General features: G+C 49.6%; 13 protein-coding genes. 11 read left to right on the plus strand and 2 right to left on the minus strand.

Features of this window, described 5'->3' with window-relative positions:
* Position 1: 1 nt before the first annotated feature.
* The 3 genes from cntD to cntE are packed head-to-tail and all read left to right on the plus strand — an operon-like array spanning position 2 to position 2,802.
* Positions 2 to 826 (plus strand): staphylopine uptake ABC transporter ATP-binding protein CntD, encoded by an 825-nt coding sequence (cntD, locus tag DVH26_RS12475; protein ID WP_239634008.1) that lies wholly within the window; start codon positions 2 to 4, stop codon positions 824 to 826.
* A complete protein-coding gene (locus tag DVH26_RS12480) occupies positions 813 to 1,556 on the plus strand; it encodes an ABC transporter ATP-binding protein (protein WP_239635350.1) in 744 nt (247 codons plus the stop codon). The genes cntD and DVH26_RS12480 overlap by 14 nt, the downstream gene beginning before the upstream one ends.
* Positions 1,557 to 1,599: 43 nt before the next feature.
* A complete protein-coding gene (gene cntE / locus DVH26_RS12485) occupies positions 1,600 to 2,802 on the plus strand; it encodes a staphylopine family metallophore export MFS transporter CntE (RefSeq protein ID WP_239634009.1) in 1,203 nt (400 codons plus the stop codon).
* Positions 2,803 to 2,946: 144 nt separating this feature from the next.
* On the opposite strand, the gene DVH26_RS12490 is transcribed toward cntE, so the two are convergent.
* Positions 2,947 to 3,711 carry an AraC family transcriptional regulator gene (locus DVH26_RS12490; protein WP_239634010.1) on the minus strand — a complete coding sequence of 255 codons (765 nt, stop codon included), beginning with the start codon at positions 3,709 to 3,711 and terminating at the stop codon, positions 2,947 to 2,949.
* A 210-nt stretch (positions 3,712 to 3,921) separates the two neighbouring features.
* Between DVH26_RS12490 and DVH26_RS12495 the strand changes: the two genes are divergently transcribed.
* The 7 genes from DVH26_RS12495 (at position 3,922) to DVH26_RS12525 (ending at position 13,058) form a co-directional block, all read left to right on the plus strand.
* Positions 3,922 to 5,229 carry a Gfo/Idh/MocA family protein gene (locus DVH26_RS12495; protein ID WP_239634011.1) on the plus strand — a complete coding sequence of 436 codons (1,308 nt, stop codon included), beginning with the start codon at positions 3,922 to 3,924 and terminating at the stop codon, positions 5,227 to 5,229.
* Positions 5,230 to 5,284: 55 nt separating this feature from the next.
* Positions 5,285 to 6,745 (plus strand): sulfatase family protein, encoded by a 1,461-nt coding sequence (locus tag DVH26_RS12500; RefSeq protein WP_239634012.1) that lies wholly within the window; start codon positions 5,285 to 5,287, stop codon positions 6,743 to 6,745.
* A 370-nt stretch (positions 6,746 to 7,115) separates the two neighbouring features.
* Positions 7,116 to 8,066 carry an ABC transporter permease gene (locus DVH26_RS12505; RefSeq protein WP_239634013.1) on the plus strand — a complete coding sequence of 317 codons (951 nt, stop codon included), beginning with the start codon at positions 7,116 to 7,118 and terminating at the stop codon, positions 8,064 to 8,066.
* Positions 8,067 to 8,099: 33 nt separating this feature from the next.
* Positions 8,100 to 8,975, plus strand: a complete 876-nt coding sequence (locus tag DVH26_RS12510; RefSeq protein WP_239634014.1) for a carbohydrate ABC transporter permease — start codon at positions 8,100 to 8,102, stop codon at positions 8,973 to 8,975.
* Positions 8,976 to 9,009: 34 nt separating this feature from the next.
* Entirely contained in the window at positions 9,010 to 10,581 is a 1,572-nt protein-coding gene (locus tag DVH26_RS12515; protein WP_239634015.1) for a type 2 periplasmic-binding domain-containing protein, read from the plus strand.
* Positions 10,582 to 10,614: 33 nt separating this feature from the next.
* Complete coding sequence (locus DVH26_RS12520; RefSeq protein WP_239634016.1) at positions 10,615 to 11,646, plus strand: LacI family DNA-binding transcriptional regulator; 1,032 nt, start codon at positions 10,615 to 10,617, stop codon at positions 11,644 to 11,646.
* Between the two features lie 566 nt (positions 11,647 to 12,212).
* The gene (locus DVH26_RS12525) at positions 12,213 to 13,058 is read left to right on the plus strand and encodes a LamG domain-containing protein (protein WP_239634017.1); all 846 of its coding nucleotides are present in this window, start codon (positions 12,213 to 12,215) and stop codon (positions 13,056 to 13,058) included.
* 61 nt (positions 13,059 to 13,119) lie between these two features.
* On the opposite strand, the gene DVH26_RS12530 is transcribed toward DVH26_RS12525, so the two are convergent.
* Positions 13,120 to 15,381, minus strand: coding sequence for an AraC family transcriptional regulator (locus DVH26_RS12530; RefSeq protein WP_239634018.1), 2,262 nt, complete (start codon positions 15,379 to 15,381; stop codon positions 13,120 to 13,122).
* A gap of 248 nt (positions 15,382 to 15,629) precedes the next feature.
* Here DVH26_RS12530 and DVH26_RS12535 point away from each other — a divergent pair, with 248 nt between their 5' ends.
* Entirely contained in the window at positions 15,630 to 16,592 is a 963-nt protein-coding gene (locus DVH26_RS12535; RefSeq protein ID WP_239634019.1) for an ABC transporter permease, read from the plus strand.
* The last annotated feature ends 4 nt before the right edge of the window (positions 16,593 to 16,596 follow it).

A 16,596-nucleotide genomic window follows, 5' to 3' on the forward strand; every position in this document is an offset into this window, starting at 1 on the left:
ATTGACGAATATTTTGGAAGTCAACCAGTTGAAGGTTTGGGATAGCGGTACCGGCAAAGTTATCATTCCTAATAGCTCGTTCCACGTAAAACAGGGAAGCAGTCTGGCTATCGTAGGGGAAAGCGGCAGCGGGAAGTCGATGACCTGCAGGGCGATCATGAGATTAAATAAACCGGGGATCCGCCATACGGGAGACATTCTGTTCAATGGGGAGAACTTAACTCATCTTCCGAGAGAACGAATGAGGAAAATAAGAGGAAAACAGCTTTGCATGATTATGCAAAACGGCATGCGTGCCTTTGATCCTTCTTGCATTATCGGGGTGCATCTTAAAGAAACCCTTGTAGAGCATTACGGGTGGAGCCGTGAGGAAATAACAACGAATATGAAGCATGCCATGGAAAGCGTCATGCTGAAACATCCGATCGATATTATGAATAAATATCCGCACCAGTTATCGGGAGGAATGCTGCAGCGGGTCATGATAGCGCTGGCGATCGTATTGAAGCCGGACCTCGTGATAGCCGATGAGCCGACGACCGCACTCGATTCGATCTCGCAGTTCGAAGTGGTGGAGCAGTTCACTCAACTTCGGGATCGGATGGGCTGCTCGATGATCTTCATTTCGCACGACCTGGCCGTTGTCAGGAAGCTGGCTGACGAAATGGTAGTCATGAAAGACGGAGCCATTGTAGAGAAAGGGACGACCGATGCCGTTTTCTCAGAAGCCCGGCACGAGTACACTCGGTATCTGGTGTCTACGAAGCATGCGCTAACCGAACATTTTAAGCGCATCATGGGGGGTGTTAATGCTGCTGCGCGTTGACAATGTTGAGAAATCTTATCCACATTTCGGACTATTCTCTAAGAGCAGACAACAGGTATTGAACAATATCAGTTTCGAATGCGAGCACGGGGAATGTCTCGGCATTATTGGAGAAAGCGGAAGCGGCAAATCGACATTAGGCCGATTAATCCTTGGCATAGAGAAGCCGGACCGAGGAACTATTGCGTTCGAAGGAAAACCGGTTGAAGACCGCAAGGTAAGGTCGGGGAACCTCAGCGCCGTATTTCAAGACTATGCTTCCTCCATGAATCCGTTCTATACTGTGGAAGAAGTTATTATGGAGCCACTGCGCTTGCAAAAGCAAAAACAAGCCGAAGGGAACAGCCAAATCGATCTGTTATTATATCAAGTCGGTTTGAATCCGTCTTATCGCAGTAAATATCCCCATGAGCTGTCCGGAGGAGAGGCTCAGAGGGTTTGTATCGCCCGAGCCGTCTGTACGGTGCCGAAATTGATAGTATTAGACGAAGCCATCAGCTCCTTGGATGGACCCGTTCAATTTCAAGTGCTTGATTTGTTAAAAAGCCTGAGAAGCATGTACAACATGGGGTACATTTTCATCACCCACGATATTCAGGCTGCTGCCTATATTTGCGACAGTCTAATGATCATCCGCAAAGGCCGGATCGAAGAAACGGTTAAGGTTGAACAGCTTGGAGACGTTCAATCTGCGTATGCAAGGAAGCTGCTGCAGATGGTCATTACCTAGCTGCGGAGAGACAGCCGAGAGATTTGAGGAAGGAGATCGAGGTGTGAGAGGAGCCTTGTCTTGGCCATTTGTACGATTATATTTGTTAACTCTTTTATATTTTAGCGCAAATTCCATATTAAATGTCGTGATTCCGTTAAAGGTTGAATCTCTCGGTGCGACCAACACAACGATCGGCTTGATCATGGGGGCGTATTTGCTGACTACCATGTTCTTTCGTCCGTGGGCGGGCCACAAGATTCAACAGTATGGGCCGATCAAAGTACTGCGCACGATTCTGGTCGTCAATGGATTGGCCTTGCTCCTTTATACGGTTACCGGATTGGGAGGCTATTTCGTCGCCCGTATACTGCAAGGGGTGTGTACCGCTTTTTTCTCGATGGCATTGCAGCTGGGCATCATTGATTCCCTACCGGACAAGGATCGGTCGCAGGGGATTTCCATGTATTCCTTATGCTCCTATTTGCCGGGTATTGTTGGCCCCCTGCTTGCGCTGGGTATTTGGCAGGCGGGAGATACGAATTATTTTGCCTGGGTCATGATTGCCATAGCCATCTTTACAGGAGCGGTCGGCTTCAGCGTCCGAATAGACAAGCACGAGAACGGATCTGCTTCAGCCCGGATGGAGCAGGGAGCAGCCATATTCAATTCGTTCCGTATGCTTGTCCAAAATCCGCATTTATTCAGGTGCAGCGTCTTGATGCTCTCAGCTTCCGTTATATTGGGTTCGGTTACGGCTTTTATCCCGCTGTATGCCGCTCAGATCGATGGCGCGAATGCAGGGGTGTATCTCATGCTTCAGGCTGGTACCGTTGTATTGGTTAGAGTTGCCTTGATGAAAAAAATCCCGTCGGACGGCAAGTGGCGTTCCTCATTTATCATGTGGATCCTGCTTATTCAGACCGCTTCCGCACAAAGCATAAGCTTCTCTGCCGCAGGCGGCGCTGCTTTTTTATATACAGGTGCCGTCATGATGGGAATCGCTCAAGCACTCCTGCATCCTACCCTCACAACCTATTTGACCTTCAAGCTGTCCCGGACGAATCGCAATGTGCTGCTTGGGCTGTTTCTGGCAATGGCTGATTTGGGCGTATCGCTCGGCGGAGTCGTCATGGGGCCGGTGGCGGATATATCCTCGTATCCGTTAATGTACATGATTTGCGCCATGTTAGGTGCGGCAATGATTATTTTTACATACTCCATAAAACTATCGGGAAAATCCGATACGCTTAATGATCAACCATAGCTTACAGACCTGGCCGAAAAGCCGGGTTTTTTCGTTAAAAGGGTATACAATGTAAGGCAACCGACGAAAAGCTAATGGGGATAGGTGAGGTATCTCTGCATGGAAGGAGCCCCCCTCCGGGTACCCTTGCAGCTTGCTCCATTGCTAACTGCGCCAGGAGGCAAACTTTCTGTTGAATTGTCTCGGGCTTTCGCCGGTATGTTTTTTGAAAAATTTCGAGAATGAAAAGATATCGTTAAACCCAAGATCGGCGGCAATTTCGGAGATGCTCTGCTCTCTGTAGCGGAGCTGCTCCTCCATCTTCTGGATTCGGACTTGGTCGATGTAAGACTTTAAGCTTTCCCCGGTTATTTCCTTGAACTTCTTCGATAAATGGCTGCGCGTATACGATAGCTCTTCGGCAAGCTCGTTGATCGTGATTGCTCTGCCGTTGCGCATTTTTACCTGATCCATAACAAGCTTGACCAGCAGCTCGGAGGTATCGTCCGATTTGTGGAAATCGTCGGACTGAACGTAGTGAAACATCGTATCCAGAAAACCGTTAACAAATGCTTCCTCATAGCTCTTGTAAGGAGAATCATGAATGACCGTCTTGAAGGAGGAGACGAGCCTGCTGGTGAACTGGTTTCCGTGAATCGTTCCTCCCCATACAGGAAAGCCGTCATCTTCCCGCTCGAACTTTAAAGTAAGCCAAGAGGCGCCATTTGGATTATATGTAAACCCGTGCTCCCAGCCTGGAGGAACCAGCAGCATATCGCCCATGTCCAGGGAGTGCTCCTCCCCGAGCATGGTGCTTTGAATTGCGCCTTGCGTAACGATCTCCAACTGCCAATACTCGTGCCTGTGCAGTTCTCTAACAGATGGATATGCTCTTGAGCCGAAATAAACGGAAAGCACTTTGGATTTCATATGCGTCCTCCCTATGGATGGCAGTGGATAATGAGAAGCTGAATCACACATTTTTACAAGTAATGCGACTATTCGGACATTCGTTTTCCGATGGGTACGTGGTAATTTAAAGGTATTATAAAGCAATGGGGTATGCGCTTACAAGGCAATAAAATCAAATTATGATGAAGTCGCGACCAGCACCTATTAAACAATCTGGGGGAAACGAAAATGAGCAATCCGATGTCAGATCATATTGAACAAAATAGCCCTGTTACCGTCGTTATCGTAGGAGCCGGACATCGAAGCCTAATCTACGCGTCTTATGCAAAGCAGCATCCTGAACAAATGAAAATTGTCGGCGTCGTCGAGCCGGATAGCGAGCGCAGGAATCTAACCAAGGAGCGCTTCGACATACCGGAAGAATGCTGCTACGCCGATCTCGAGGAGTTTGTACGCCAGCCTAAAATGGCCGATGCCGTCATTAACGGCACGTTGGATGATATTCATGTAGCTACTTCGATTCCGCTGCTTAGAGCCGGTTATGACATCATGCTCGAGAAACCGATTGGCGTGAGCGAAGATGAAGTAATGGAGCTGTATGAAGAAGCTGAGCGCAACGGCAGAAAAGTGATGATCTGTCACGTGCTCCGCTATGCGCCATTCTACGAATCGATTCGCCGCCAAATCGCCGACGGGGTGATCGGCAATATCGTCAGCGTGACAACAAGCGAGAATGTCAGCTACCACCATATGGCTATGGCTTATGTAAGAGGAAAGTGGGGGAACAAAGGCAAGAGCGGTTCGTCGATGCTCATGGCCAAAAGCTGCCACGACCTGGATATCATAACCTGGATGCAGGGCGACGTACGGCCGGCTAGAGTCGGCAGTTTCGGAAGCTTGATGCAGTTCCGTCCGGAAAATGCGCCTGAAGGGGCAGGTACCCGATGTCTGGTCGATTGCGCGATAGAGGAATCCTGTCCGTATTCCGCACGCAAAAACTACATTGAGCAGCGACTGTGGAGAGCTTACGTTTCTTACAATACTCATTTGGGGGTCAAAGCAAGCGACGAGGAATTGGCGGAATCGCTGCGGACGGACAGCCCGTACGGGCGCTGCGTATGGCATTGCGATAACGACGTGGTCGATCATCAGACCGTCATTATCGAATTCGAGGACGGAAGCACGGGGACGCATGTGATGACCGGCGGCGTGTCCAAGCCGGGACGAGCTATTCACATTATCGGAACCAAAGGAGAAATTCAAGGAGAGCTCGAGGAGGGCTCCTACATCATCCGCCATCCCGATGCCCGCAAAGGCCACATTTATTCCGAGCAGCGCATCGAGCTTGGAGTAGCCAACGATATGCACGGCGGAGGGGATCTGCGTCTTGCCGAGGATTTCGTCAAAGTATTGCGAGGCGCGGAGCCATCGATATCCTCGACCGCTTTGGAAAAGTCGATCGACGGACATTTGATCGGATTTGCGGCCGACCGGTCACGGGCGGAGAATAAAATCGTCGAGCTGCGACGTGTGTAACTGACTTTAAACCAGCTGCAAACGGTGCAGTGGGTTCAGATGGGAGATACCGTAGATGCGGGATATGCAAATGTCAAACGAAAAACCGAATGTCATCCTGATTATGGCGGATCAACTGAGACTGGACGCTATCGGCGTCCATACTCCGAACATAAATCGGTTAAAGGAAAACAGTGTCGTATTCGAAAGAGCTTATTGTGCCTCTCCCATTTGTGTACCTGCCCGTGGAGCGTTCTTTACCGGCATGTATCCTAATGAAACGGGCTGCCTCATCAACCGGGGCGAGGAGAGGCACTCTTTTGTGAGGAGCGGCCTTGATCATCTATACGGGCTTATGGATAACGAATGGGACAGCTGGCATACGGGAAAGCAGCATCTTCAGATGAAGCCCGGTTTGGATAAATCCCCTGACAGCCGTACGAACTGGAGAAGAGTTGAAGGCCGATATGAAGCCTTTTTGAAGGAGAACACGAAACGAAAGCCAGGCGGGCCGAATTTCCGCGGGATCGTGCCTGAGATGGCATACGGAACGATAACGCGTCCAAGATGGTATTCGATCCCTGCCGTTGGCCGGTACGAAGAAGGACAGACGTACTTCATTGACGAGTTTATTGCCAGAGACTCTGTAGATGCGATTAGAAATAGGGATCGCAGCAAGCCGTTGTTGCTTAATGCCATGTTTCACGCGCCTCACCCTCCACTGGACATTCCCGATCCATGGTTCAGTCTGGCTGATGAGGTTGATTTGCCGGAGAATGTAGGGGAGTGGTCGCCGAATCAGTCGCCGCTTCAATTATATAATTTGACCGGTGCCATAGGAAGCCGATACTCACGGGAAGAATGGAGACCCGTATGGAAGGCCTATCTGGGACTCGTATCGCTGCTGGATCATTGTGTCGGCCAGATTATCGACGAATTGCAGAGGGAGGGGCTTTACGACAACAGCCTGATTATTTTTACAAGCGATCATGGAGAGATGCTGGGCTCACACGGATTGTGGCAAAAAATGTGCATGTACGAGGAATCTGTCCGTACGCCGCTGTATATGAAGTTTCCGGCTGACTTCCAGCCGGCTGTCACTTCCTGCAGCTCGCTGGTCAGCAGTATCGATGTGCTCCCGACGATTTGCGACTATGTACAGATTCAGCCCAAATCTCCGATGTCCGGCCAATCGTTGATGCCGTTGATCACCGGCGGTGCTTCAGGCCGTGAGAGAATCTTTATCCAATACGACGGCAATGGCGGGAGAGGCAACTTCAGCCGTTGTGTTGTCGAAGGGGAATACAAGCTGATCGTCGATATGTTTAAGAACGAGACGTACATCGAGCTGTACAATGTGGTGAGAGATCCTCAAGAGAGGGACAATCTTGCGTTCCAAGATCAAACTTATCGCGCACGCATTGAACAGCTGCTGCACCATCTGCGTGAGCACATGCATGCTACGAACGATTTGCTAGAGCTGCCGGATGGCATGTATGACCGGTTCCTGCAAGATTACACGGAGTTTAAAGCGTAAGCTTCAGTAAAAATAATCGATTAATAGGCGCTGCCCCTCGGGCGGCGTCTTCTTGCAATTTATGGAACAAAATAGCCTCAACATTTACGATTTCTTAAAACCCAGGAAACATTCTTTTGATAAAACCGGTTTAAAATGATAATTGTCGGAACAAACAGAGGGGTTTAGTCATCAAGAAGATACACTCATAACGCAATACCGCTCAATATTTTACATTTATTGGCTAATCGAGGTGAAATTTTATAGGATCAATAAAATTATTGCTTGTATGGAGAAGCGTTCCTATAAATTGGAACGCTCCAAAATCTAAAATTGGAACGTTCCAATTCAGAGAAACGACAGAAACTCATCACTTCAGGAGGTGATCACAATGAGTCAAGAGGTCGTCAAAGCCGCTATTGCCGGGGAGAACAGGCGGATTCGGTTTTTCCGGAACTGCATGAAGTACAAAGGGCTTCTGCTGCTGCTGCTGCCCTCCTTCCTATGGTTTTTCGTTTTCAAATACATACCGATGTACGGTGTGGTGATCGCATTTAAAGACTATCAGCCGATGCAGGGTGTCATGGATAGTCCTTGGGCCGGATTCAAATATTTCGAAAGATTTTTTACGAACAGCCAGTTTTTCACTCTATTGCGCAATACGCTGGTTATCAGCATCTACAAGCTGGTCTTTGTATTTCCCGCGCCGATCCTGTTAGCGCTGCTATTGAATGAAGTCCGCAATCAAAGGTATAAAAAGACAATTCAAACCTTAACTTACCTTCCTCACTTTATATCTTGGGTGGTAATCGGCGGGCTGATCCAGACGGTGCTTTCGCCGACTAACGGGGTTGTGAACTATGTCCTTGTGCTGGCAGGCTTCGAACCGGTCAAGTTCATGATGACGCCTGAGCTCTTCCGGGGAATCGTAGTGCTCGCAGATATATGGAAGGAGGTCGGCTGGGGGAGCATCGTGTATTTAGCGGCTATCTCCAGTATCGATCAAGATATGTACGAGGCCGCGCAGATCGACGGCGCGGGAAGGCTGCGGCAGACGATCAGCATTACGCTTCCTGCTCTGGCGCCGGTCATCATTATGATGTTCATTCTACGGATAGGCAATATGATGGATGCCGGCTTCGACGGAATTATCAATCTATACAATCCGACCGTTTACAGCGTTGCCGATATTTTCGATACGTACGCGTACCGGGTAGGTCTGATCGATTTTAATTTCAGCTATTCGACGGCGATCAGTCTGTTCAAAAATGTCGTCGGGCTGCTCCTTCTCATCCTCGCCAGCAACGTAACGAAACGGTTGAGCGGGCATGGCATTTGGTAGCTGCACATCGAATCAAACAGGAGGAGAACCAAGTTGACCGGTAAACCATCTAGCGCTGAGACCGCGTTCAAGGTCTTTAATTACAGCTTTCTAGGCATTGTCGCTTTTCTTATGATTAATCCGTTTTGGGAGCTGCTGATCGTATCCGTCAGTCCTGCCGTGGAAGCGTCGAAAACCGGCTTGAAGCTGATTCCGCGGGGCTTCACCCTGGAAGCGTACCGGATGGTGTTCGAATCCAAATCGATCGGCATCGGGTATTTCAATTCCATATTCCGGACTGTCGTCGGCACTTCGATAACCGTATTTTTATGCTTTTGTACGGCGTACCCATTGGCCAAAAAGGTGCTTCCCGCGCGAAACGCGTTCACGATTTATTATTTGATCCCGATGTTTTTCGGCGGCGGCCTCATTCCGAACTTTCTGCTGATCAAAAGCCTCGGGCTGCTGGATACGATCTGGGCGCTTATCATCCCGTCGTTACTGAGCACATTTCAAATTCTGATTATGCGGAATTTTATTATGTCGCTCCCCGAGTCGTTGGAGGAGTCGGCGCTTGTGGATGGAGCCAGCTTCTTCATGATCCTTCTGCGGATCATTATTCCGCTGTCCATGCCGATTTTTGCAACGGTCGCTCTATGGGAAGCCGTGGCGCACTGGAACGCCTGGTTCGATGCGATGATCTATACGAGATCGAATCACAATGTGGTGCTGCAGCTGCTGCTGCGCAGAGTGATGATCGATCATAACAATGAAGGAATTACCGACAGCCTGCAAGGCGATGAGGGCATTGTTACGAAAACGATGGAAGCCGCCACCGTCCTTGTGACTATCGGACCGGTCGTTCTCATGTATCCTTTTTTACAAAAATATTTTATCAAGGGCGTTCTTGTCGGGTCCTTGAAAGGATAAAAAATCATTTCCCACCTACAGGAGGAGATTCGAAATGTTTGTCAAAAGAAAAAGAGCAATCCCCGCCATGGCCATTCTGGTATCCGCTTCGCTTGCAGTAACCGCATGCGGCGGACAAGCCCCATCCGATACCAAAGCCGGCAAGTCGGCAGCAGATTCGGGCAAGCCGCTGGACATCAAATGGCTGGGGAACGGAACGGCCGGCATGTATCCGGAGCAGGACGCTTATATCGTTCAAGAGCTGAATAAACGCTTTAATGTGAAGCTGCAGCCCGTAAAAGCCGATTCGACAAAAGATCAGGAGCTCAGCATGCTGCTCGCCTCGGGCGAAGTACCCGACCATATGCTGGTTAGCGCCAACAGCATCGGTAAATTCATCAATCAGGGCATAGGACGAACGATCCCTGTCGACATGATCAAAGAAGTCGCTCCGAATGTGTGGAAATCGACACTGTTGAACTATCCGCAGCTGGAGCAGATGTCCATTTACAAGGACGGTCAGCTGCTGGCTCTTCCGGAAGGGACGCGAGAGCTGTTTCCTTTTACGGCGGTGAGAACGGACTGGCTGAAGAAGGTCGGGGCGACCATGCCGACGAATCTGGATGAGTTCAAGGAAGTGGCCAGGCGGTTTACTACCGAGGACCCGGATGGAAACGGGAAAAATGACACGTATGCTTTCTCCCTGACAACCGGTTATGGGAACATTTATACGCTGGCGGCGGCATTCGGCATTTCTTTGCCCGCAGGAACCGTCAAGGACGATACATGGCTCAAGGACAGCAGCGGCAATCTCGTCCGCGCCCAAGTCAGCGAAAATTACAAAAGCCTGGTTGCCTACATAGCCGACTTGTACAAGAGCGGTTATATACAACCAGACGTTACTATTAAAGATCAAACCGCTTTATTCTCGGATGGAATCGTAGGGATGCAGACGGCAGGCTGGACCTCTTTGATGCCCAAGTACCGACCGAGCGACTTTTTCGCACTTACCTTCAAAAAAAATCCTCAGGCGACGACCGATTATTTGCCTCCTTTAAAAGGACCAGGCGGCAAAGAGGCGACGTTCGAAAATCAATCTGCCGTTTGGCGGTATATGGTCATAGGCAAAGATACATCCGATGAGAAGCTGAAGAAGATTTTGCAAATACTCGATGCGCAGCTGGTCGACCCGGTAGTTCACGATTTGGTCTGGAGAGGTACGGAAGGCGTCCATTTTACCAAAAACGGCGAAGGCATGGCGGAGCTGACCAAAGAATATGCTTCCAACGAAAAGCAAGCGGAAACGGGCATCAAATTTTTCATCATCAACAACCGGAACGAGGAGCAGTTCAAGCTGTCCTTCGGTAATGAAGCTGCCGTTCAAGCCAATCTTCAAAAAAATTATAAAACCGTCGATCAGCTTATACCTGCCGGCACCATCGTTAAAAGCTACAGCGAGTATGGCGCCGATGTCAAAAAGGTCGAGGACGAGTTTTTTATTAAAGCGGCAACAGGAGCTTGGGACGTCAACGCCGAATGGAATAACTATGTAAAACGGTGGAATGCAGCCGGCGGCGAGAAAATCACGAAGGAAGTCAACGATATCTACAAGTCGCTGAAGAAATAGAACATAGAAATTGGTCAAAAGAGAGGTTCGCTTATGCCGGTTACCATCATGGATGTGGCCAAGGAGGCCAATGTTTCCAAAAGCACGGTATCGCTGGTTATGAACAACAGCGACTCGGTGAAGCTTGAAACGAGAATCAAAGTGCTTGAAGCCATCGAAAGGCTGGGCTATGTTCCGAATATGGCAGCGAGGGAGCTGACTACAAAGATCAAACATATTTTGGGACTCATCTTTATGACAGACAATACGACGAACAAATCGTACCGGTTCGATTCGGTCACCGAGACGCTGCTCTACGATACGTTCAACGGGATTTCCTCCGGAATGAAGCAGACCGACTTCGGTTTGCTGAGCGAACGGTTCTCCGCCTTTGAAGCGACCCAGGAGCTGCCTTCCTTAATTAAAAATAACCGCGTCGACGGCGTATTTATAGTCGGCGGCTTGTTCGACGATTCGTTCATGCAGCGCCTTTTGCAGCGCAAAATCGCGGCCGTGCTTGTAGGACGCAGCTATCCGGGCATCGATTGGGTGGCTCCGGACGTACTGGACGCGATGTACAAGGGAACGAAATATTTGCTGGAGACCGGTCATAAGCATATTGCGTTCATCCTTGGCCCGCGAACCAGTCCGGTAGCCCACAAGAAGCTGGAAGGGATCCGCAAGGCGCTAGACGAGGCCGGTATGGCGCTTGAGGACAACGCGGTCAAATATTGCGATTATACCGGCGCCTCCGGGTATACGGCGATGAAAGAGCTGTGGGAATCCGGTGTCCGCACGGATTCGGTCTTTGCCGCCAGCGACGGGATTGCGGTCGGCGCAATGCGATATTTGTATGATCAAAGGGTGCGAATCCCCGATGACATATCCATTGTCGGCTACGAGCAGTCGGTCATTACTGAGCATGCCTTCCCGGCGCTCACGACGATCGACATCAACAAAGAACGGATGGGAGAGGAAGCGCTCCGCATCCTTCTGAACCGGATTGCCCGGCCGAAGGCGAAGCCGGTGCAAATGACGCTTGCGCCTTCCCTGGTCATCCGCGACACCGTAAAGCTGCGGGGATAGGAGGCTCGCTCTTTCGCGCCTTCACACTAGCCTACTTAGAAAAAACCGATTTATACGAAAAAGCCAAAGGGTTTCTCGATAAGCACAACTGCCTTTGAGAAACCCTTGCAGCTGCAGTATATCAGGCCCGATGCAAAGCTGCTCCATGGACCTGCTAGCGGTCGATCGGACAGGAGATCCGCTATTCCTTGTAAATTTGCTTCTTTTGCATGAAAAAAGCCCCATTTTCGGGAAAATAACGGATCTACGGTCCGAAACGACCGCATTGCTTTTCAAAGCATCATTCTCTAGAGTTCTATCAACAAAAGCCTTAAATAACGGTTTTCACTACAAGCACACCTGCCTACCCAGGCAGGTTTTTCTTTTCCTTTTTATCGATTGTAATGAAATGTTCGACTGGTTAAACAAATGATAACCTTCCCAAAACGAACTGATTTCTTAATACTATGCATCCCTGTATGATGAGAAAGTACGGGGAAGGGGGGATTCGTTCGTCAGTCCTGCACGAGCTTCGAGCTGCATAAGAAGTAAGCGCATTCCGACTATGGAAAGGAGACGATTTTGAAATGAAAAAGTACTTTACATTTTTTACCAGACAACACATTTCCAAAATGACCGCAGCCGTAATGATGGCCCTTGCATTGACAACATGTGTGAGCCCTGCAGCCCCCGTCCATGCCTTGTCGTCTTACGACACGGCAGTCCTTGCCGACAACCCCGTCGGCTATTGGCCGTTATCCACGACGGTAACCGCAGACCAATCGGGTCACGGCCTGAACGGCACGTTCACCGGCAGCCCGACGAATACGACCATGCCTAACGGAGATGCGGCGCCGGTGTTTAACGGCGTAGACCAGTATTTTACGATCCCGGACAACGACTACCTGGAAGTCACTCGCACCGGCGTCTTGACGGTCGAGGCCTGGGTACGTCCGGATGTCCTCCAGTTTTCCCACAGTGAGAGCAGTGGTTATGTTCACTGGATGGGCAAAGGGACTTCCGGTCAGCATTCGTGGGTCGCGAGAATGTACAACTTGACCAATCAGGAGAATCGCCCGAACCGGATCAGCGGCTACTCGTTCAATTTAACCGGAGGGCTCGGCGCAGGCTCCTACTTCCAGGACACGGTGACCGCCGGCCAATGGATCCACTATACGCTTACGATCAATACAACGAATACAAGCTCAACGTATCCGACCGGATATACGAAAATTTTCAAGAACGGCGTCCAACGCGACCAAGACAAATTGTCCGATTACAATATCGTCCCAGGCAACGGGACCGCTCCTATGCGGATTGCAACAAGGGATCTCGCCTCGTTCTTCGAAGGCGCGATCGGCAAAGTGGCCGTCTACGACTACGAATTGACCCCGGCTCAGCTAGCGGCACACTACAATGCCATGACGAACTGACTTGACACGAGAAAAGGACTACCTTCCGTACTATAGGGGAAGGTTAGTCCTTTTCCTTTGTTCATAGAATTTGAGCCCGCCGGAATTCGCTCGGAGTGATACCGGTATGCTTCTTGAACATGCGGTTGAACGACGCAACGGTGTGGTAGCCGACGAGTCCTGCGACGTCCTGTACTTTGAGCTCCGTTTTTTGCAGCAGCTCCATCGCTTTATTCATACGAACCGTGTTTACGTAATCGCTGAAGTTCGTTTCCGTCTTCTCTTTGAAGTACGAGGATAAATATGCGCCGGTGATGTTCAGCTTATCCGCGAGCATATCGAGGGATAAATCGCTGCCGAAATGCTCGTTCACGTAGCTTGTCACGAAGCTCGTAATATGATCGGTTGCATCCTTCTTCTGCCGAATGGCGCTGGCGGACTGAGCCAGCAGCTCTTGGAAGAGGAACTGGAACTGCTCGAGTGTACGGCAATCCCTCAGCTTGTCGGCAGGATTGCGCTTGCCGTCCAGCAGTGCAACCGGATGGTGGCCGGCGTAGAGCGTCTTAATAATCAGAGTGACGATTTCTTTGGCCAGCTCAAGGATTTGAAAGTAGGTGGCGCCTTTCTTGACTGCAAGCTCCAACGCTTTGTTGACGAGCGGGACGGTAATGGCATCGTTGCCGGAGGACAGGTTCGCCGTGAATTCCTTTAAGCCGGACTGTGAGAACCATAGATCGGGCGGAAGCTCCTCTTTCCTGCGTATGACTTGCACGCCTTCGCCAAGCTTGCGCTGCTTTGACAATTCGAGTGCGTATTCGAAGGATGTATTGAAAGCAAGCGCATTATCGTTCACCGGAGTGACCGCTATGGTGACGGCGCAGTAAGAGGCGTCCAGCTCCAATATGTTATATATCTTCTGCAGCAGCGCGTCCAATACGGACAGCTCCGTGTCGTTCATGAAGACGATGGTCAATATTTGATCTTTCTCAATTTGGAAGGTCAAGGAATCCCGGTAGGTATGGGTGAATTGGGAGTGAACGAATTCCTTAATATAGTACGACGCCCGGTTCGGATCCATCCCCATCTCGGCCAGCTCGCCGTCTTTATACATCAATTGATACAACACAATAAGATAAGGCCGGTCCGAGTCGATAGATATTTTGGCATCCTCGATGTCGGTATAAATCATTTTAACTTTGTTCAAATAAGCGTAATGCTTCAATAGCGAGTTTTTCGTAATCAAATCCTTATGAATCGTTTCGTTCGTTTGAAATAAATCGTGCAGCTTCTGGCTGATGACATTGAATTCCCTGATCGGGCTTAACGAAGGAGGAGAAGGATGCCGATCCATCTGTTGAATGGAGCCGATGATAGCGGAGAGCGGATTGTTGAACCTTCGGGCGAAAAAGATCGATACGGCAATTCCGATGACTACGGAAACGACGATAAGCACCGCCATAATCACGTTCAGCTTGAAAAATTGTGCGGTAATCGTGGCAAATGGCACGACTACAACGTAAGTAAAGCCGGTTTCGAAGCCTTTTTGATAAAAATAATAATTCGTTCCTTCCATATAAAAGCCGGCATTCCCCGTGAGCCGCGCCAATTCAATAGAAGACTCCCGATTCGTTGCCGAAAATGTTTCGCTGCCTGTTTCGTCGAAAATGTAAAATCCGGAATCCTGCTGAATATGGCTGAAAGCATCGAACATGGAAACACTGTCCATCAAGCCGATGATGGCAAAGTTGTCTGCGGCCGCGCTCTTGAATACGATCGGGTTGAAGCGGCCCAGGGTGCGGGTGGAGAAGGCCGTATTTTCCGTGTACTCGGCAGCAGGATAGACGCGAAAAGAAAACGGCTTGGCTATTTCCGCCGACCAAAATTCGGGGGTATATCGGGATTTATACAATTTGTTAAACATCGTATCGGCTTCTCGCGAGCCGTCTTTGTCAAACACATAGTCCCGGTGCGGAAAAAAATAAATGAGGTCGTATAAATAAAGCTGACTGCCCGCCATCGTGTTCTGCAGATCTCTCTGAACCTGGCTGACCATGTAATAATCGAACTGCTGCGGATTCTTCTTAAGATATTCGGTATAGTTGTTGAAGTAGAGCCCCACCATCAAACCTTTAATCAATTTGACGTATTTCTCATAGCTGGCGACGGTCACATCGAGGTTGCGGCTGCTGTTGCTAATAATCTCATCGCGGATGCTGCTGCGGAAAAAAGTAAACGTAACCACATTGAGCGATACGAGCAGCAGGATGATCGTAATGAAGCTGATGAGCAGCCGGTAGAATAAGGAGCCACTGTACTTATTTTTGGGTAAAATAGCAGCGTGCATAGTCATCCCCTCTCACGATAGCCAGTATCTTGTGCAAAATTATAGCATGGAGAAATTCGCTGTGGGAGACAAAATTTACAATCTTCTGCATCAATTTTTACGATTCTTATCAATTTTATCGATGGTTAAAGATTTGGTAAAAAGTAAATAAGGTCATGATAGCCAGTGCAACGCTCGCTTGCTATGATAGGCTCAACTTACCATCCTTTCCGCAGCAAGTCGCCGGAATAGAAAGGGAGAGATGACTGTTGAGCACAAATCCATCGGCCGCGCTGGCCGCCGAACCCGCTTCGCAGCGGTCGAAGCAAGCGTCTTATTGGAAGCAATGGAAGCGCGGCAAATATTTATTTCTGCTATTTTTACCAACGCTGCTGTTCTATGTGCTGTTCAAGTACGTCCCCATGTTCGGTCTTATCATTTCGTTCAAAAACTACAACTTGTTTAAAGGCGTGTGGGAGAGCGAGTGGGTAGGCTTCAAGTATTACAAGCTGTTTTGGGAAAACCCGGATTTCTTCAAATTGATTTACAATACGTTTATACTTGGCGTATACAGGCTTGTATTCGGATTTTCGGCACCCATCATCCTTGCGCTGTTATTGAATGAAGCGAGACATGCGCTGTTCAAGCGATTCGTGCAGACCGTCAGCTATTTGCCGCATTTTATCTCGAACGTCGTGGCGGCCAGCATGGTGCTGATGTTTTTATCCCCGTCAAGCGGCATTGTGAATCATATCATCCAGTGGCTCGGCTTCGAGCCGATCAACTTCATGGTTATGCCCGGCATGTTCCGTTCGGTCTACGTCGTCTCGGAAATATGGCAGCATGTCGGGTGGGAGACGATCATCTATTTGGCTGCGCTTACATCGATTGATCCGCAGCTGTACGAGGCGGCGGAGATGGACGGAGCGGACCGGTGGAGGAGAATGCTACATGTCACGCTGCCGGGAATAGCGCCCGCTATCGTTATTGTATTCATCCTCAACGTCGGACACGTCCTGGACATCGGCTTTGAGAAAGTATTCCTGCTGTACAACCCGGCCATCTATGAAACGGCGGATATCATCAGCACCTACGTCTACCGGACGGGGATCGGTCAAGGGAATTACAGCTACGCGACAGCCATCGATTTGTTTACGGGCATCGTCAGTCTTATCTTTATTTATTCCGCCAACTGGGTAAGCCGCAGAGTCGGCGAGACCAGCTTGTGGTAGCAAG

The sequence above is a fragment of the Paenibacillus sp. H1-7 genome (assembly GCF_022354825.1).
Lineage (GTDB): Bacteria > Bacillota > Bacilli > Paenibacillales > NBRC-103111 > Paenibacillus_S.

Coding starts and splice junctions, on each gene's coding strand:
- DVH26_RS12490 (WP_239634010.1), bottom strand. CDS start 3,711: ATGAAATCCAAAGTGCTTTCCGTTTATTTCGGCTCAAGAGCATATCCA.
- DVH26_RS12525 (WP_239634017.1), top strand. CDS start 12,213: ATGAAAAAGTACTTTACATTTTTTACCAGACAACACATTTCCAAAATG.
- DVH26_RS12530 (WP_239634018.1), bottom strand. CDS start 15,381: ATGCACGCTGCTATTTTACCCAAAAATAAGTACAGTGGCTCCTTATTC.
- DVH26_RS12500 (WP_239634012.1), top strand. CDS start 5,285: ATGCGGGATATGCAAATGTCAAACGAAAAACCGAATGTCATCCTGATT.
- DVH26_RS12495 (WP_239634011.1), top strand. CDS start 3,922: ATGAGCAATCCGATGTCAGATCATATTGAACAAAATAGCCCTGTTACC.
- DVH26_RS12505 (WP_239634013.1), top strand. CDS start 7,116: ATGAGTCAAGAGGTCGTCAAAGCCGCTATTGCCGGGGAGAACAGGCGG.
- DVH26_RS12515 (WP_239634015.1), top strand. CDS start 9,010: ATGTTTGTCAAAAGAAAAAGAGCAATCCCCGCCATGGCCATTCTGGTA.
- DVH26_RS12520 (WP_239634016.1), top strand. CDS start 10,615: ATGCCGGTTACCATCATGGATGTGGCCAAGGAGGCCAATGTTTCCAAA.